A 13,200-nucleotide genomic window follows, 5' to 3' on the forward strand; every position below is an offset into this window, starting at 1 on the left:
TATTGTAACGAAGCTTCGGAAGAGTTCTTTATCCGACATCGGATAGAGAACTCTTTTATTATGTTTAAAGTTTCGGAACCTGCGTCATACGAAATGAACATCATTTACGAGTTTAGAAGGATTGGCAAGGCAGCCTGGATATTGAAGAATAACACTGCAATAAACGAAGTCATTTCATCAGAAAAGATAAGTTTAAATGTTTTTCTTAAATATGCTTGCAATACGCCTATCTTTTCTATATAATAATGAATGTTGTTCTGTGACGTTGCGATGATGTGAGAGGTTACTGGCACACCCGGCCCCTTTGCCATGGGAGAGTGGCTAGAAAATTTTCACGGAGTATGTCCGATAAAAAATTGGGCGATAGAAGGAGGGACTAAAATGGCAAAGCAAAAAATTCGTATTCGTTTGAAAGCTTACGACCACAGAATTCTTGATCAATCCGCGGAGAAAATTGTTGAAACAGCAAAACGTTCGGGTGCTGGTGTATCCGGTCCGATTCCGCTTCCTACTGAAAAACAAATCATTACTATTCTTCGTGCGGTGCACAAGTACAAGGATTCTCGGGAACAATTCGAACAACGTACACATAAACGTTTGATCGACATCGTTAACCCGACTCCACAAACTGTGGATGCCTTGATGCGCTTGGATCTGCCGTCCGGTGTAGATATCGAAATTAAATTGTAATATAGCTACAACAAAGACCATGTATAGAGGAAAAGAGGTGTCAACATGAAAGCAATCTTAGGAAAAAAACTCGGAATGACTCAAGTATTTACTCCTGAAGGTAACGTAGTTCCAGTAACGGTTATCGAAGCAGGCCCTTGTGTTGTTTTGCAAAAGAAAGACATTGAGAACGATGGCTACGAAGCAATTCAAATCGGTTACTCCGATAAGAAAGAGAAAAATGCTAACAAGCCAGAAGCAGGTCACGCTAAAAAAGCGAACACTGCCCCTAAGCGCTACGTTCGTGAAGTTCGCGGTATCAACATCGCAGAATATGAAGTTGGCCAAGAACTGAAAGCTGACATTTTCGCTGAAGGCGAATTCGTTGACGTAACGGGTGTATCTAAAGGTAAAGGTTTTGCCGGCGTTATCAAACGTTGGGGACAAAGCACTGGACCTATGTCACACGGTTCGCGTTACCACCGTGGCCCTGGTTCAATGGGTTCGATCCAAGCTAACCGCGTTCCTAAAGGCAAACGCCTGCCAGGACACATGGGACATGATACTGTTACAATCCAACGTCTTGAAGTAGTTAAAGTAGACGCTGAGCGTAACGTGTTGCTCGTGAAAGGTTCCATTCCTGGACCGAAAAACAGTCTCATTAAAGTTAAAGAAACGGTGAAAAAATAACCACTGAAGAAAGGAGGAACACAAAATGCCAAAAGTATCAGTTTACAATGTAGATGGTAGCCAAGTAGGCGAAGTTGAATTGAACGATGCGGTTTTCGGAATTGAGCCGAACCAACACGTTCTGTACGATGCAGTTCTTATGCAACGCGCTTCCCTTCGTCAAGGTACCCACAAAGTAAAAGGACGTTCTGAAGTACGTGGCGGTGGACGTAAGCCTTGGAAACAAAAAGGTACAGGTCGCGCTCGTCAAGGTTCAATTCGTTCACCACAATGGAAAGGCGGCGGTATCGTATTTGGTCCAACACCACGGAGCTATGCGTACAAACTGCCTAAGAAAGTTCGCCGCTTGGCGATCAAATCAGCCCTTTCATCCAAAGTGCTTGACAATGACATTATCGTTTTGGACGCTCTCACATTGAGCACCCCTAAAACTAAAGAATTCGCAGCCATCTTGAGTAACCTCAAAGTGGGACGTAAAGCTTTGATCGTAGCTCCTAGCTATGATGATAATGTAGCTCTTTCCGCACGGAATATTCCAGGCGTGAAATTCGTAGCTGCTGACGGCATTAATGTTCTTGACGTGCTTTCGCACGACAAATTGATCATTACGAAAGAAGCAGTTCAGAAGGTAGAGGAGGTGCTCGCGTAATGAAGGATCCTCGTGATATTGTAAAACGTCCGATTATTACGGAACGTACTGCTGACATGATGAACGACTTGAAATATGTATTTGAAGTCGATATCCGTGCAAACAAAACCGAGATCAAAAAGGCAGTAGAAGCTATTTTCAATGTAAAAGTGAAAAACGTGAACACGCTTCGTGTTCCAGCTAAGCCGAAACGGTACGGACGTTATTCCGGATATACTAGCGAATGGAAAAAAGCGTTTGTAACGCTGACAAAAGACAGCAAAACGCTTGAGTTCTTTGAAACTGTATAATTGAATTTTTGAAGTAAGGAGGGAAACCCAGTGCCAATCAAAAAGTATAAACCAACATCCCCGGCAAGACGGAACATGTCCGTTTCTACATTTGAGGAAATCACCACAAATCAGCCGGAGAAATCGTTGTTGGCCCCGTTGAGCAAACAAGCAGGCCGCAACAACCAAGGTAAAATTACAGTTCGTCACCATGGTGGTGGACACAAACGTAAATACCGTATCATTGACTTCAAACGTACTAAAGATGGAATACCGGGCCGCGTTGCTACGATTGAGTATGACCCGAACCGTACATCCAACATCGCTCTGATTCACTATGCTGATGGTGAAAAACGTTATATCATCGCTCCTAAAGGTTTGAAAGTTGGAGATCAAGTATTCTCCGGACCTGAATCAGATATCAAAATCGGTAACGCACTGCCACTCGAAAACATTCCAGTAGGTACCGTTATCCACAACATCGAGTTGAAACCAGGTAAAGGCGGACAATTGGTTCGTGCTGCTGGTACAGAAGCTCAATTGCTTGGTAAAGAAGAAAAATACGTTTCCGTTCGTCTCTCTTCCGGAGAAGTTCGTCGTATTTTGAAAGTTTGCCGCGCGACAATCGGATCTGTTGGTAACCAAGACCACGAGCTCATCAAAATCGGTAAAGCCGGTCGTAGCCGTTGGTTGGGTAAACGTCCTGAGGTTCGTGGTGTAGTAATGAACCCTAACGATCACCCACACGGTGGTGGTGAAGGTCGTGCTCCAATCGGACGTAAATCGCCAATGTCACCATGGGGTAAACCTACTCTTGGTTACAAAACGCGTAAGAAAAATAAAGCTTCTGATAAATACATCATTCGCCGCCGCACGAAGTAATACACACTGTGCATAACTTCGTGAGGCATCTGCGGATGCATAATAGCTACGTTTGAAGGGAGGATCTCCACATGGGTCGCAGTTTGAAAAAAGGGCCATTCATTGATGGCTACATGCTCAAAAAGGTAGAAGAGATGGAAGCTTCAGGTAAGAAGAACGTAATCAAAACCTGGTCCCGTCGTTCTACAATTTTCCCACAATTCATCGGACACACATTTGGCGTTTACGATGGTCGTAAACACGTGCCAGTGTATGTAACTGAGGACATGGTCGGACACAAACTGGGTGAGTTCGCTCCAACCCGTACGTACAAAGGCCATACTGATGATGATAAGAAAACAAGAAGATAAATGAACATCTTTAATGTTTGAGAGGAGGTTACACAATGGAAGCAAAAGCACATGCTAAGTTTATCCGGATTGCTCCTCGTAAAGTTCAACTCGTTGTTGACTTGATTCGCGGCAAGCAAGTAGGTGAGGCGGTTGCCATTCTCCGTCACACTCCGAAATCCGCTTCTCCAATCGTTGAGAAGTTGCTTAACTCCGCTATTGCGAATGCGGAACATAACTATTCTTTGGATGTTAACAACTTGGTTATCTCGCAAGCTTACGTGAACCAAGGACCGACAATGAAACGTTTCCGCCCTCGTGCAATGGGACGTGCAAGTCGTATTAACAAACGTACTAGCCACATTACTTTGGTGGTATCTGAGAAGTAGAAGGAGGGGAAATGTGTGGGCCAAAAGGTAAATCCAGTCGGACTCCGTGTCGGAATTATCCGTGACTGGGAATCTAAGTGGTATGCAGGCAAAGACTTCGGTGATCTTTTGATGGAAGACGTGAGAATTCGTGAATTCCTGAAAAATAAATTGAAAGACTCCGCTTTATCTCGTGTAGAAATTGAGAGAGCGGCTAACCGCGTAAACGTAACGATTCACACTGCTAAACCAGGTATGGTTATTGGTAAGGGTGGTTCGGAAGTTGAAAATCTTCGTAACCAAATTACGAAAATTGCTGGCGGTAAAAAAGTACACATCAACATTTCTGAAATTAAGAACCAAGACTTGGATGCTGTTCTTGTAGCTGAAAGCATTGCACAACAATTGGAACGTCGTGTTTCTTTCCGTCGTGCTCTGAAACAAGCAATTCAAAGAACTATGCGCTCCGGTGCTAAAGGTATCAAAACTCAAGTAGGCGGACGTCTTGGCGGCGCTGAGATCGCACGTTCTGAAGGCTACAGCGAAGGAACTGTTCCACTGCACACACTGCGTGCTGACATTGACTATGGTACAGCAGAGGCTCATACTACTTACGGACGTATCGGCGTAAAAGTATGGATCTATCGTGGAGAGGTTCTTCCTACGGCTAAGAAACAAGCTGCTAAGGAAGGAGGCAACTAATCATGTTGGTACCAAAACGTGTAAAACACCGTAAGCAACAACGTGGACATATGAAAGGCCAAGCTAAAGGCGGAACGACTCTGAACTTTGGCGAATACGGTCTGCAAGCTACGGAACCGGCTTGGATTACGAACCGTCAGATCGAAGCGGCTCGTATTGCGATGACTCGTTACATCAAACGTGGTGGTAAAGTTTGGATCAAAATTTTCCCAGACAAACCAATCACTCAAAAGCCTCTCGAGGTTCGGATGGGTAGCGGTAAAGGTAACGTAGAAAAATGGGTTGCAGTAGTGAAACCAGGTAAGATCATGTTTGAACTTGCTGGTGTACCGGAGGAAATTGCACGCGAAGCAATGCGTCTTGCCGCTCACAAACTGCCAATCAAAACGAAGTTCGTGAAACGTGAAGAATTGGGTGGTGAAGCAAATGAAAGCTAGTGAATTTCGCAACCTAACCTCTGCTGAAATCGAGCAAAAGATTGCCGGATTTAAAGAAGAACTCTTTAACCTCCGCTTTCAATTAGCTACCGGTCAGCTGGATAACCCGACTCGCATCCGTGATGTGCGGAAAGAAATAGCTCGTGCTAAAACCATTATCCGTGAGAGAGAATTGGGAATCGGTTAATTAGGGATAGGATGGACAATCCGTCCGTAATCAGGAAGGAGGCCAACAATGAGCGAAGAACGTAACGCACGTAAAGTGCAAACTGGTAAAGTGGTCAGCGATAAAATGGACAAAACAATTGTTGTTGCTGTAGAAACTTACAAAAAACACAACTTGTACCATAAACGCATTAAGGTTACTAAAAAATTCAAAGCACATGACGAAGAAAACACTGCGAAAATCGGTGACACGGTGAAAATCATGGAGACTCGTCCGCTTTCGAAAGATAAACGCTGGAGACTTACTGAAATCGTAGAAAAAGCGGTTATCATCTAATGCTCAGCAGCACTGCTGAAAGGAGGAATACTAAATGATTCAACCATTTACACGTTTGACTGTGGCTGACAACTCCGGTGCGAAGGAACTGATGTGTATCCGCGTACTCGGCGGTACGGGACGTCGTACAGCTCAAATCGGTGATCTGATCGTTTGTTCTGTTAAACAAGCAACACCAGGCGGCGTTGTCAAAAAAGGTGATGTAGTTAGAGCGGTTGTCGTTCGTACGAAACGTTCTGTACGTCGTAAAGACGGTTCCTACATCGGTTTTGATGAAAATGCAGCGGTTGTTGTAAAAGACGACAGAAGCCCACGTGGAACACGTATTTTCGGACCAGTTGCTCGCGAACTTCGCGATAAAGACTTCATGAAAATCGTTTCCTTGGCTCCAGAAGTTATCTAAAGCTTAATCTCGTGATGTTAGAAACAGGAGGTGTACGAAATGCCAAGAGTGAAAAAAGTTCTGGAATCCCATAACAACAAACTTCACGTTAAGAAGGAAGATACGGTTATGGTGATCAGCGGTAAAGACAAAGGTAAAAAAGGCCGTGTCATCGCTGCTTATCCTCGTGAGAACCGCGTCCTTGTGGAAGGTGTTAACATGGTGAAAAAACACCAGAAGCCTAACCAGCAAAATCCGCAAGGCGGCATTATCGAGAAGGAAGCTCCGATTCACGTTTCCAACGTAATGCACATCGATCCGAAGAGCGGAAAAGTAACCCGTGTAGGTTACAAAGTTTTGGATAACGGAAAGAAAGTGCGCGTTGCTAAACGTTCCGGAGAAATTATCGACTAATTGAACCGAATGAGAAAGGAGGGCTATGATTCATGGCATCAAGAATGAAAGAACGTTACCTGCAAGAAATCGCTCCTGCTTTGATGCAGAAGTTTAACTATACAACGGTAATGCAAGTGCCGAAAATCGAGAAAATCGTTATCAACATGGGTGTGGGCGACGCTGTCCAAAACTCCAAAGTGTTGGATTCCGCAGTAAGCGATTTGCAACTGATCGCAGGTCAAAAACCTGTAATCACTCGTGCTAAAAAATCTATCGCAGGATTCAAACTGCGTGAGAATATGCCTATCGGTGTTAAAGTAACATTGCGCGGCGAGCGTATGTACTTCTTCCTCGATAAACTGTTCAACGTTACGCTTCCTCGTGTCCGCGACTTCCGCGGTGTATCGAGCAAAGCTTTCGACGGACGTGGTAACTACACACTGGGTCTGAAAGAACAACTGATCTTCCCAGAGATCGAGTATGATAAAGTTGATAAAGTCCGCGGTATGGATATTGTCATCGTAACAACGGCGAAAACAGACGAAGAGTCCCGCGAATTGCTCACGCAAATGGGAATGCCTTTCGTTAAGTAATGTTGGCATAACGTTTCCGGGTGTCTGGAAAGACTCCCTTTTCTCCGAAATTATTTAGGAGGTGTCAGGCTAAGTGGCAAAAACTTCGATGAAAGTTAAACAACAACGTACACCTAAGTTTAAAGTACGTGCATATACACGCTGTGAGCGTTGCGGACGTCCACATTCGGTCCTGCAAAAGTTCAAAATTTGCAGAATTTGTTTCCGTGAATTAGCTTATAAAGGCCAGATCCCTGGCGTGAAAAAAGCAAGCTGGTAAAAAGTCCTGAACGGGAAGGAGGTTAACTCACAATGACTATGTCTGATCCAATTGCAGATATGCTTACTCGTATTCGTAACGCGAACACTGTTCGTCACGAAACGGTAGAAATGCCTGCTTCGACAATGAAAAAACAAATCGCCGATATCCTGAAGCGTGAAGGTTTCATCCGTGACGCTGAAGTTATCGATGATAACAAACAAGGGATTATCCGTGTTTTCCTGAAATACGGTCAAAATAACGAGCGCGTTATCACTGGTCTGAAAAGAATCAGTAAACCTGGTCTTCGTGTTTACACGAAAAGCAACGAAGTACCTCGTGTACTTGGTGGCCTGGGAATCGCGATCATCTCGACATCTAAAGGTATCATGACGGACAAAGAAGCTCGTCAATCGAAATCCGGCGGAGAAGTCGTTTGCTACGTTTGGTAATATAACGTCACAAGATAGGAGGTGCAACATATGTCTCGTATTGGTCGCAAACCAATCACAGTACCAAGTGGTGTAGACATCACCCTGGACAACACCGTTATTACGGTAAAAGGACCAAAAGGAACTTTGACTCGTGAGCTTCATAAAGACATGAAGGTTACAGTTGAAAATAACGAAATCACAGTTGTGCGTCCTTCCGATAACAAAACTCACCGTTCTTTGCACGGCACAACGCGTAGCGTTGTAAACAATATGGTGAGCGGCGTTACTGAAGGATTCGCGAAATCTCTGGAATTGGTTGGGGTCGGATATCGTGCAAGCAAATCCGGAGATAAAATCGTTCTAAACGTTGGTTACTCTCACCCGGTTGAAATTACACCGGAAGCGGGAATTGAATTCGAAGTACCTTCGAATACAAAAATCATCGTTCGCGGAATTGACAAAGAGCGTGTAGGTGCTTACGCTGCTAAAATCCGTTCCGTACGTGAACCTGAGCCGTACAAAGGTAAAGGTATTAAATATGAAGGCGAGCGTATCATCCGTAAGGAAGGTAAAGCCGGTAAGAAGAAATAAGATTTCTCTTACCGCCTTTGCGCGGCTTTCGGCTTGCTTGCTTCGTGTGTTTCTAATATACTCCGTGGCTTCTGCTTTGAAGCCAGCGAGGTAACCTGAAAGGAGTGAATCTTTGAGATGATTACGAAACCAGATAAAAATAAGGCTCGTCTGAAAAGACACCTTCGTGTTCGTAAGAAAATCCAAGGAACGGCAGCACGTCCTCGTTTGAACGTATTCCGTTCTGGTAAACATATGTATGCTCAAATCATCGATGATGTTGCTGGTGTAACAATCGCTTCTGCGTCTACTGTAGACAAAGAATTGAGCACTGACATCAAAAATGGTGCATCCGTTGAATCAGCTCGTAAAGTTGGCGAACTCGTTGCTAAACGTGCTAAAGATAAAGGTGTTTCCAACATCGTATTTGACCGTAGCGGTTATCTGTACCATGGTCGTATCGCAGCATTGGCTGAAGCGGCTCGTGAAGCAGGACTTGAGTTTTAAGATATTTTTCAAAAGGAGGTTAACGACTTGCGTGTAGATCCGAATACTTTGGAACTGACTGAAAGAGTTGTAAATATTAATCGCGTAGCTAAAGTAGTAAAAGGCGGACGCCGTTTCAGCTTTAGCGCACTGGTTGTAGTCGGCGACGGCAACGGCTGGGTTGGAGCTGGTATCGGTAAAGCGGGCGAAGTACCTGATGCAATTCGCAAAGGTATTGAAGACGCTAAGAAAAACCTTGTACACGTTCCACTCGTAGGAACATCGATTCCTCACTTGGTAACAGGTAAGTTCGGTGCAGGACGCGTGCTGTTGAAACCAGCATCTGAAGGTACTGGTGTTATCGCTGGTGGTCCTGTACGTGCGGTTCTCGAACTTGCTGGTGTAGGTGACATTTTGACAAAATCTCTGGGTTCTTCGAATTCCATGAACATGGTCAATGCGACTTTGGAAGGTTTGTCCCGTTTGAAGCGTGCTGAAGACGTGGCTAAACTGCGCGGAAAATCCGTCGAAGAGCTTCTGGGTTAAGGAGGGAATTCTCATGGCTAAATTAGAAATTACCCTCGTCCGCAGCTTGATCGGACGTCCGGAGACGCAAAGAACAACTGTGAAAACATTGGGTTTGCGCAAAATCAATAGCAAAGTGGTACAAAACGATAATCCTGCCATCCGTGGTATGATTAACAAAGTAAGCCACTTGGTTGCTGTTAAAGAAGTAGAAGCTTAATAACGGGTTAATCCCACAAATCTTTAAGGAGGTGCAACGAACGATGAAGTTACATGAGCTTTCACCATCTCCTGGATCCCGCAAAGAACGTAAACGTCTTGGTCGCGGTCCAAGTAGTGGTACAGGTAAAACATCAGGTCGCGGTCACAAAGGACAAAATTCTCGTTCTGGCGGTGGAGTTCGTCCAGGCTTCGAAGGTGGACAAAATCCATTGTATCGTCGCTTGCCAAAACGTGGTTTTGTAAACCCAACTCGCAAAGAATATGCAGTTGTGAATACTGAAGACCTGAACAGTTTTGCTGCGGGTACTGAAGTAACTCCAGAATTCTTGATGACGAATGGCGTAGTTAAAAACGCTAAATCCGGAATCAAAATCCTGGGTAACGGTGATGTCACTGTGAAGCTGACTGTTAAAGCTAACAAGTTTTCTCAATCTGCTATTGAGAAAATTGAAGCTGCCGGCGGTACAACTGAGGTGATTTAATGTTCAAGACCCTAAAGAATATCTGGCGGGTTGAAGATCTGCGCAAAAGGGTATTATTTACCCTTTTTGTACTGATCATTTACCGCATCGGCTCCTTTGTCCCCGTGCCGGGAGTTAACAAAGATGTGTTCGAAGCGACAAATTCTGCGGGTAAAGAAGTTTTTGGACTTCTCAATACGTTCTCGGGTGGAGCGCTCTTCCAGTTCTCGATATTTGCGCTCGGGATCGTGCCTTACATCACTGCGTCTATCATAGTACAGTTGCTTTCCATGGACGTTATTCCTAAATTAGCGGAGTGGGCAAAGCAAGGTGAACAAGGTAAGAAGAAATCTGCACAGTTGACCCGTTATTTAACCATCGGGCTGGCATTGATTCAAGCGTTTGGTACGTCGATCGGATTCAACCGCTTGTACAATACAGAGATGGTGCCTAACGCTACATTTGCAGATTATATCTTGATCGCGATTGTACTTACGGCTGGTACTTCATTCCTGATGTGGCTTGGTGAGCAGATCACCGAGAAGGGCATAGGAAACGGGATTTCGATCTTGATCTTTGCGGGTATCCTATCTACGGTGCCTAACATTATCAAACAAACGATCGAATCTGACTTCATTCAACCTGACCAACTGTTTATGAATATTCTTAAAGGTGTTATCATCGCAATTGTTATTGTGTTGATCATCATAGGGGTCATTTACATTCAGCAGGCGATTCGGAAAATTCCGGTACAGTACGCTAAACGTGTCGTAGGTAACAAAATGTACGGTGGACAGAATACACATATCCCGCTGAAAATTAATGCAGCAGGTGTTATCCCTGTCATCTTTGCATCATCGCTGTTGATGTTCCCAACGATCATCGCCAACTTCTGGGCAGATCGCCTCTGGGCACAGTGGATCGGACAGAACCTGACTACACACAAACCTCTGGGTATGCTGCTGTATGTCGTGATGATCTTCGGTTTCACATTCTTCTATACTTTTGTACAGATGAATCCACAGCAGATGGCTGATAATATGAAAAAGAACGGCGGTTACATCCCTGGCATTCGCCCGGGTAAAGCAACCGAGAAATATCTGACCCGTGTCATGACTCGTTTGACAATGGCCGGAGCCATCTTCTTGGCAGTCATTTCCGTTCTGCCTGTATTCTTAGGGGCACTTTCTGGTTTGCCTCAATCTGCGCAAATTGGAGGAACATCCCTCCTGATCGTTATCGGTGTTGCGCTGGATACGATGAAGCAAATCGAAAGCCAATTGATCAAACGCCACTACAAAGGTTTTATCAATAAATAGGCAATAGGTACCGGTCGAGTGAAGATTTACTTGCCGGCACCTATTGTGCTGTTTGTTGATGTAGGGTAGTCTTGGAGGGAGTGACATAACGTGAACATCCTATTCATGGGCCCTCCGGGGGCAGGAAAAGGAACGCAAGCAGACGTCATCGTGAAAGAGTTCGGTATTCCCCATATTTCAACAGGCGATGCATTTCGTCTCGCGATCAAACAGGGAACTCCCATTGGCATGAAAGCCAAGGAATATATGGATCAAGGATTGCTTGTACCAGATGATGTAACCATTGGCATCGTTGAAGAACGTTTGCAGCAGCCTGACTGCAGAGAAGGTTTCCTCTTGGACGGATTTCCAAGAACCCTTTCGCAAGCAGAAGCGCTCGATGGCATTCTGGATCGATTGAACTCAGGTCTCGATCATGTAATCAACCTGAAAGTGGATCGCAACAAATTGCTGGCTCGTTTGACGGGTCGTCGAATTTGTAAAAACTGTGGTTCCACTTATCATGTGGTATTCAATCCGCCTAAGCAGGAAGGTATTTGTGATAAATGCGCTGGTGAGTTGTATCAACGCTCTGATGATAATGAAGAGAGTGTAGGTACACGACTGGACGAGTATATCAACAAAACAGCACCACTCCTCACGTTCTATGAGACTAAAGGTCTTCTTCGTCAAATGAACGGAGAACAGGATATCGATCAAGTTTCTCAAGAAATCGTGTCCTTACTGAGAGGTTAATTGATGATCATTGGTAAGTCCGAAACGGAACTGGGCTTGATGAGGGAAGCAGGGAGAATTGTTGCGGAAACGCATCGTCTCTTGGCAGAGCATATCGCTCCCGGTATTACGACTGGAGAACTTGACCATATGGCCGATCAATATATCCGCAGTCAAGGAGCTGTGCCGTCTTTCAAAGGTTATAACGGTTTCCCTGCCAGTGTGTGCGCTTCAGTCAATGAAGAGTTGGTACATGGATTTCCCGGCAAACGCAAGTTGAACGAGGGCGATATCGTTACGTTTGACATTGGCGCGCAGTACCAGGGGTATCATGGAGATTCCGCCTGGACTTATCCGGTCGGCCGTATTTCCGAAGAAGCCCGTCGTCTTCTGGACGTTACCGAGGCTTCGTTATACGCAGGTCTGGCGCTGGTAAAACCGGACGTTCGCTTGTTTACAATATCTCATGCGATTCAGAAATATATTGAAGATGAAGGGTTCTCCGTAGTTCGTGAATATGTCGGTCACGGCATAGGAGCAGATCTACACGAAGAACCACAGATTCCGAACTATGGTCTTCCCAATCGGGGACCACGGCTTAAAGCGGGCATGGTGCTGGCCATAGAGCCGATGGTTAACGTAGGTAGACGGTATGTGAAAACGTTGGAAGATAACTGGACTGTCGTCACGGTTGATGGAAAGTTATGTGCCCACTTTGAACACACCGTAGCAGTTACACCAGATGGTATGGAAATTTTCACGAAACTGAATGCGTAGGTGATGAGGCATGAACAGTCAGTCTAATCCGCAGCTCGGTCAACTTGTGAAGATCCGTAAAGGCCGCAATGCGGACCAAGCCGCAGTAATTGTTGCTATAGCGGACAGTAAGTTCGTATATATTGCGGATGGAGACAAACGTAAGTTTGATCAACCAAAGAAGAAGAATCTTCTTCATCTTGAACTCCAGCCCATGATTAGCAGCGAGGTTGTGAACAGTTTAAACGAGAGTGGTCGGGTGACAAATGGAAAGCTCCGTTACGCGGTTCATTCATTTCTGGAATCCACCAACATTCAAGCTGAAGAGAAAGGAGACTGACTAATGGCTAAGGAAGATGTCATTGAAGTGGAAGGTACGGTTCTCGAACCGCTACCGAATGCAACATTCAAGGTTGAGCTTGAGAACGGTCATCAAATTCTCGCTCACGTTTCCGGAAAACTGCGGATGCACTTTATCCGTATCCTGACTGGAGACAAAGTAGTTGTTCAGTTGTCGCCTTATGATTTAACAAAAGGTCGCATAACTTACCGTAAATAGTAGTAGACAGTTGCAATGAACTGTGAAGCTTATGTAGCGGGTTTTGCC

General features: G+C 44.9%; 26 protein-coding genes. All 26 read left to right on the forward strand.

The features are described from left to right. The first annotated feature begins 381 nt into the window (after positions 1-381). The 26 genes from rpsJ (at position 382) to infA (ending at position 13,152) form a co-directional block, all read left to right on the forward strand. Positions 382-690: a 30S ribosomal protein S10 gene (gene rpsJ, locus J2X75_RS29450; protein WP_017692074.1), complete on the forward strand. Its 309-nt coding sequence runs from the start codon at positions 382-384 to the stop codon at positions 688-690. A gap of 45 nt (positions 691-735) precedes the next feature. Beyond that, positions 736-1,359, forward strand: a complete 624-nt coding sequence (rplC, locus tag J2X75_RS29455) for a 50S ribosomal protein L3 (RefSeq protein WP_053779208.1) — start codon at positions 736-738, stop codon at positions 1,357-1,359. Positions 1,360-1,384: 25 nt separating this feature from the next. After that, entirely contained in the window at positions 1,385-2,008 is a 624-nt protein-coding gene (gene rplD / locus J2X75_RS29460; protein ID WP_017692076.1) for a 50S ribosomal protein L4, read from the forward strand. After that, positions 2,008-2,298, forward strand: coding sequence for a 50S ribosomal protein L23 (gene rplW / locus J2X75_RS29465; RefSeq protein WP_017692077.1), 291 nt, complete (start codon positions 2,008-2,010; stop codon positions 2,296-2,298). The genes rplD and rplW overlap by 1 nt, the downstream gene beginning before the upstream one ends. A 30-nt stretch (positions 2,299-2,328) precedes the next feature. Further along, positions 2,329-3,159 (forward strand): 50S ribosomal protein L2, encoded by an 831-nt coding sequence (gene rplB, locus J2X75_RS29470; protein ID WP_017692078.1) that lies wholly within the window; start codon positions 2,329-2,331, stop codon positions 3,157-3,159. Between the two features lie 71 nt (positions 3,160-3,230). Then, positions 3,231-3,509 (forward strand): 30S ribosomal protein S19, encoded by a 279-nt coding sequence (gene rpsS, locus J2X75_RS29475; RefSeq protein ID WP_062836183.1) that lies wholly within the window; start codon positions 3,231-3,233, stop codon positions 3,507-3,509. 35 nt (positions 3,510-3,544) lie between these two features. Next, positions 3,545-3,877 (forward strand): 50S ribosomal protein L22, encoded by a 333-nt coding sequence (rplV, locus tag J2X75_RS29480; protein ID WP_024633583.1) that lies wholly within the window; start codon positions 3,545-3,547, stop codon positions 3,875-3,877. A 15-nt stretch (positions 3,878-3,892) separates the two neighbouring features. After that, positions 3,893-4,558 (forward strand): 30S ribosomal protein S3, encoded by a 666-nt coding sequence (gene rpsC / locus J2X75_RS29485; protein ID WP_076216858.1) that lies wholly within the window; start codon positions 3,893-3,895, stop codon positions 4,556-4,558. Between the two features lie 2 nt (positions 4,559-4,560). After that, positions 4,561-4,995, forward strand: a complete 435-nt coding sequence (gene rplP, locus J2X75_RS29490; RefSeq protein ID WP_017692082.1) for a 50S ribosomal protein L16 — start codon at positions 4,561-4,563, stop codon at positions 4,993-4,995. After that, entirely contained in the window at positions 4,985-5,182 is a 198-nt protein-coding gene (rpmC, locus tag J2X75_RS29495) for a 50S ribosomal protein L29 (protein WP_017692083.1), read from the forward strand. The genes rplP and rpmC overlap by 11 nt, the downstream gene beginning before the upstream one ends. A 48-nt stretch (positions 5,183-5,230) precedes the next feature. Next, the gene (gene rpsQ, locus J2X75_RS29500; protein ID WP_017692084.1) at positions 5,231-5,497 is read left to right on the forward strand and encodes a 30S ribosomal protein S17; all 267 of its coding nucleotides are present in this window, start codon (positions 5,231-5,233) and stop codon (positions 5,495-5,497) included. A 34-nt stretch (positions 5,498-5,531) separates the two neighbouring features. Continuing rightward, a complete protein-coding gene (gene rplN / locus J2X75_RS29505) occupies positions 5,532-5,900 on the forward strand; it encodes a 50S ribosomal protein L14 (protein WP_017692085.1) in 369 nt (122 codons plus the stop codon). Between the two features lie 39 nt (positions 5,901-5,939). After that, positions 5,940-6,293, forward strand: a complete 354-nt coding sequence (gene rplX, locus J2X75_RS29510) for a 50S ribosomal protein L24 (RefSeq protein WP_017692086.1) — start codon at positions 5,940-5,942, stop codon at positions 6,291-6,293. A gap of 32 nt (positions 6,294-6,325) precedes the next feature. After that, on the forward strand, positions 6,326-6,868 hold the full coding sequence (gene rplE / locus J2X75_RS29515; RefSeq protein ID WP_062836185.1) for a 50S ribosomal protein L5: 543 nt from the start codon (positions 6,326-6,328) through the stop codon (positions 6,866-6,868). A gap of 73 nt (positions 6,869-6,941) precedes the next feature. Beyond that, the gene (locus J2X75_RS29520; RefSeq protein WP_013312154.1) at positions 6,942-7,127 is read left to right on the forward strand and encodes a type Z 30S ribosomal protein S14; all 186 of its coding nucleotides are present in this window, start codon (positions 6,942-6,944) and stop codon (positions 7,125-7,127) included. A gap of 32 nt (positions 7,128-7,159) precedes the next feature. After that, positions 7,160-7,558: a 30S ribosomal protein S8 gene (gene rpsH, locus J2X75_RS29525; RefSeq protein ID WP_017692088.1), complete on the forward strand. Its 399-nt coding sequence runs from the start codon at positions 7,160-7,162 to the stop codon at positions 7,556-7,558. A gap of 30 nt (positions 7,559-7,588) precedes the next feature. Then, entirely contained in the window at positions 7,589-8,131 is a 543-nt protein-coding gene (gene rplF / locus J2X75_RS29530; protein ID WP_017692089.1) for a 50S ribosomal protein L6, read from the forward strand. Positions 8,132-8,248: 117 nt separating this feature from the next. Next, the gene (gene rplR / locus J2X75_RS29535; protein ID WP_017692090.1) at positions 8,249-8,617 is read left to right on the forward strand and encodes a 50S ribosomal protein L18; all 369 of its coding nucleotides are present in this window, start codon (positions 8,249-8,251) and stop codon (positions 8,615-8,617) included. Positions 8,618-8,644: 27 nt separating this feature from the next. Continuing rightward, positions 8,645-9,142, forward strand: coding sequence for a 30S ribosomal protein S5 (rpsE, locus tag J2X75_RS29540; protein WP_017692091.1), 498 nt, complete (start codon positions 8,645-8,647; stop codon positions 9,140-9,142). 13 nt (positions 9,143-9,155) lie between these two features. After that, a complete protein-coding gene (rpmD, locus tag J2X75_RS29545; protein WP_017692092.1) occupies positions 9,156-9,341 on the forward strand; it encodes a 50S ribosomal protein L30 in 186 nt (61 codons plus the stop codon). A gap of 43 nt (positions 9,342-9,384) precedes the next feature. Further along, a complete protein-coding gene (gene rplO / locus J2X75_RS29550) occupies positions 9,385-9,825 on the forward strand; it encodes a 50S ribosomal protein L15 (RefSeq protein WP_017692093.1) in 441 nt (146 codons plus the stop codon). Beyond that, positions 9,825-11,123 (forward strand): preprotein translocase subunit SecY, encoded by a 1,299-nt coding sequence (gene secY, locus J2X75_RS29555; protein WP_047841120.1) that lies wholly within the window; start codon positions 9,825-9,827, stop codon positions 11,121-11,123. The genes rplO and secY overlap by 1 nt, the downstream gene beginning before the upstream one ends. A gap of 90 nt (positions 11,124-11,213) precedes the next feature. Continuing rightward, complete coding sequence (locus tag J2X75_RS29560; protein WP_036607188.1) at positions 11,214-11,858, forward strand: adenylate kinase; 645 nt, start codon at positions 11,214-11,216, stop codon at positions 11,856-11,858. A gap of 3 nt (positions 11,859-11,861) precedes the next feature. Then, positions 11,862-12,614 (forward strand): type I methionyl aminopeptidase, encoded by a 753-nt coding sequence (gene map, locus J2X75_RS29565; protein ID WP_124118837.1) that lies wholly within the window; start codon positions 11,862-11,864, stop codon positions 12,612-12,614. A gap of 10 nt (positions 12,615-12,624) precedes the next feature. Beyond that, positions 12,625-12,933: a KOW domain-containing RNA-binding protein gene (locus J2X75_RS29570; RefSeq protein WP_091039171.1), complete on the forward strand. Its 309-nt coding sequence runs from the start codon at positions 12,625-12,627 to the stop codon at positions 12,931-12,933. A gap of 3 nt (positions 12,934-12,936) precedes the next feature. Then, a complete protein-coding gene (gene infA / locus J2X75_RS29575) occupies positions 12,937-13,152 on the forward strand; it encodes a translation initiation factor IF-1 (RefSeq protein ID WP_017692098.1) in 216 nt (71 codons plus the stop codon). Positions 13,153-13,200 lie beyond the last annotated feature (48 nt).

The organism is Paenibacillus sp. 2003, from assembly GCF_031455635.1.
In the GTDB taxonomy this organism is placed as follows: Bacteria; Bacillota; Bacilli; order Paenibacillales; family Paenibacillaceae; genus Paenibacillus; species Paenibacillus amylolyticus_B.

What these genes read in the sequence shown, in the direction of transcription:
- rplC (WP_053779208.1), top strand. Translation starts at nt 736, where the DNA reads ATGAAAGCAATCTTAGGAAAAAAACTCGGAATGACTCAAGTATTTACT.
- rplD (WP_017692076.1), top strand. Translation starts at nt 1,385, where the DNA reads ATGCCAAAAGTATCAGTTTACAATGTAGATGGTAGCCAAGTAGGCGAA.
- rplR (WP_017692090.1), top strand. Translation starts at nt 8,249, where the DNA reads ATGATTACGAAACCAGATAAAAATAAGGCTCGTCTGAAAAGACACCTT.
- rplP (WP_017692082.1), top strand. Translation starts at nt 4,561, where the DNA reads ATGTTGGTACCAAAACGTGTAAAACACCGTAAGCAACAACGTGGACAT.
- rpsH (WP_017692088.1), top strand. Translation starts at nt 7,160, where the DNA reads ATGACTATGTCTGATCCAATTGCAGATATGCTTACTCGTATTCGTAAC.
- rpmC (WP_017692083.1), top strand. Translation starts at nt 4,985, where the DNA reads ATGAAAGCTAGTGAATTTCGCAACCTAACCTCTGCTGAAATCGAGCAA.
- rpsJ (WP_017692074.1), top strand. Translation starts at nt 382, where the DNA reads ATGGCAAAGCAAAAAATTCGTATTCGTTTGAAAGCTTACGACCACAGA.
- rplE (WP_062836185.1), top strand. Translation starts at nt 6,326, where the DNA reads ATGGCATCAAGAATGAAAGAACGTTACCTGCAAGAAATCGCTCCTGCT.
- rplW (WP_017692077.1), top strand. Translation starts at nt 2,008, where the DNA reads ATGAAGGATCCTCGTGATATTGTAAAACGTCCGATTATTACGGAACGT.
- J2X75_RS29570 (WP_091039171.1), top strand. Translation starts at nt 12,625, where the DNA reads ATGAACAGTCAGTCTAATCCGCAGCTCGGTCAACTTGTGAAGATCCGT.
- rplV (WP_024633583.1), top strand. Translation starts at nt 3,545, where the DNA reads ATGGAAGCAAAAGCACATGCTAAGTTTATCCGGATTGCTCCTCGTAAA.
- rplO (WP_017692093.1), top strand. Translation starts at nt 9,385, where the DNA reads ATGAAGTTACATGAGCTTTCACCATCTCCTGGATCCCGCAAAGAACGT.
- infA (WP_017692098.1), top strand. Translation starts at nt 12,937, where the DNA reads ATGGCTAAGGAAGATGTCATTGAAGTGGAAGGTACGGTTCTCGAACCG.
- map (WP_124118837.1), top strand. Translation starts at nt 11,862, where the DNA reads ATGATCATTGGTAAGTCCGAAACGGAACTGGGCTTGATGAGGGAAGCA.
- rplF (WP_017692089.1), top strand. Translation starts at nt 7,589, where the DNA reads ATGTCTCGTATTGGTCGCAAACCAATCACAGTACCAAGTGGTGTAGAC.
- rpsS (WP_062836183.1), top strand. Translation starts at nt 3,231, where the DNA reads ATGGGTCGCAGTTTGAAAAAAGGGCCATTCATTGATGGCTACATGCTC.
- secY (WP_047841120.1), top strand. Translation starts at nt 9,825, where the DNA reads ATGTTCAAGACCCTAAAGAATATCTGGCGGGTTGAAGATCTGCGCAAA.
- rplN (WP_017692085.1), top strand. Translation starts at nt 5,532, where the DNA reads ATGATTCAACCATTTACACGTTTGACTGTGGCTGACAACTCCGGTGCG.
- rplX (WP_017692086.1), top strand. Translation starts at nt 5,940, where the DNA reads ATGCCAAGAGTGAAAAAAGTTCTGGAATCCCATAACAACAAACTTCAC.
- rpsQ (WP_017692084.1), top strand. Translation starts at nt 5,231, where the DNA reads ATGAGCGAAGAACGTAACGCACGTAAAGTGCAAACTGGTAAAGTGGTC.
- rpmD (WP_017692092.1), top strand. Translation starts at nt 9,156, where the DNA reads ATGGCTAAATTAGAAATTACCCTCGTCCGCAGCTTGATCGGACGTCCG.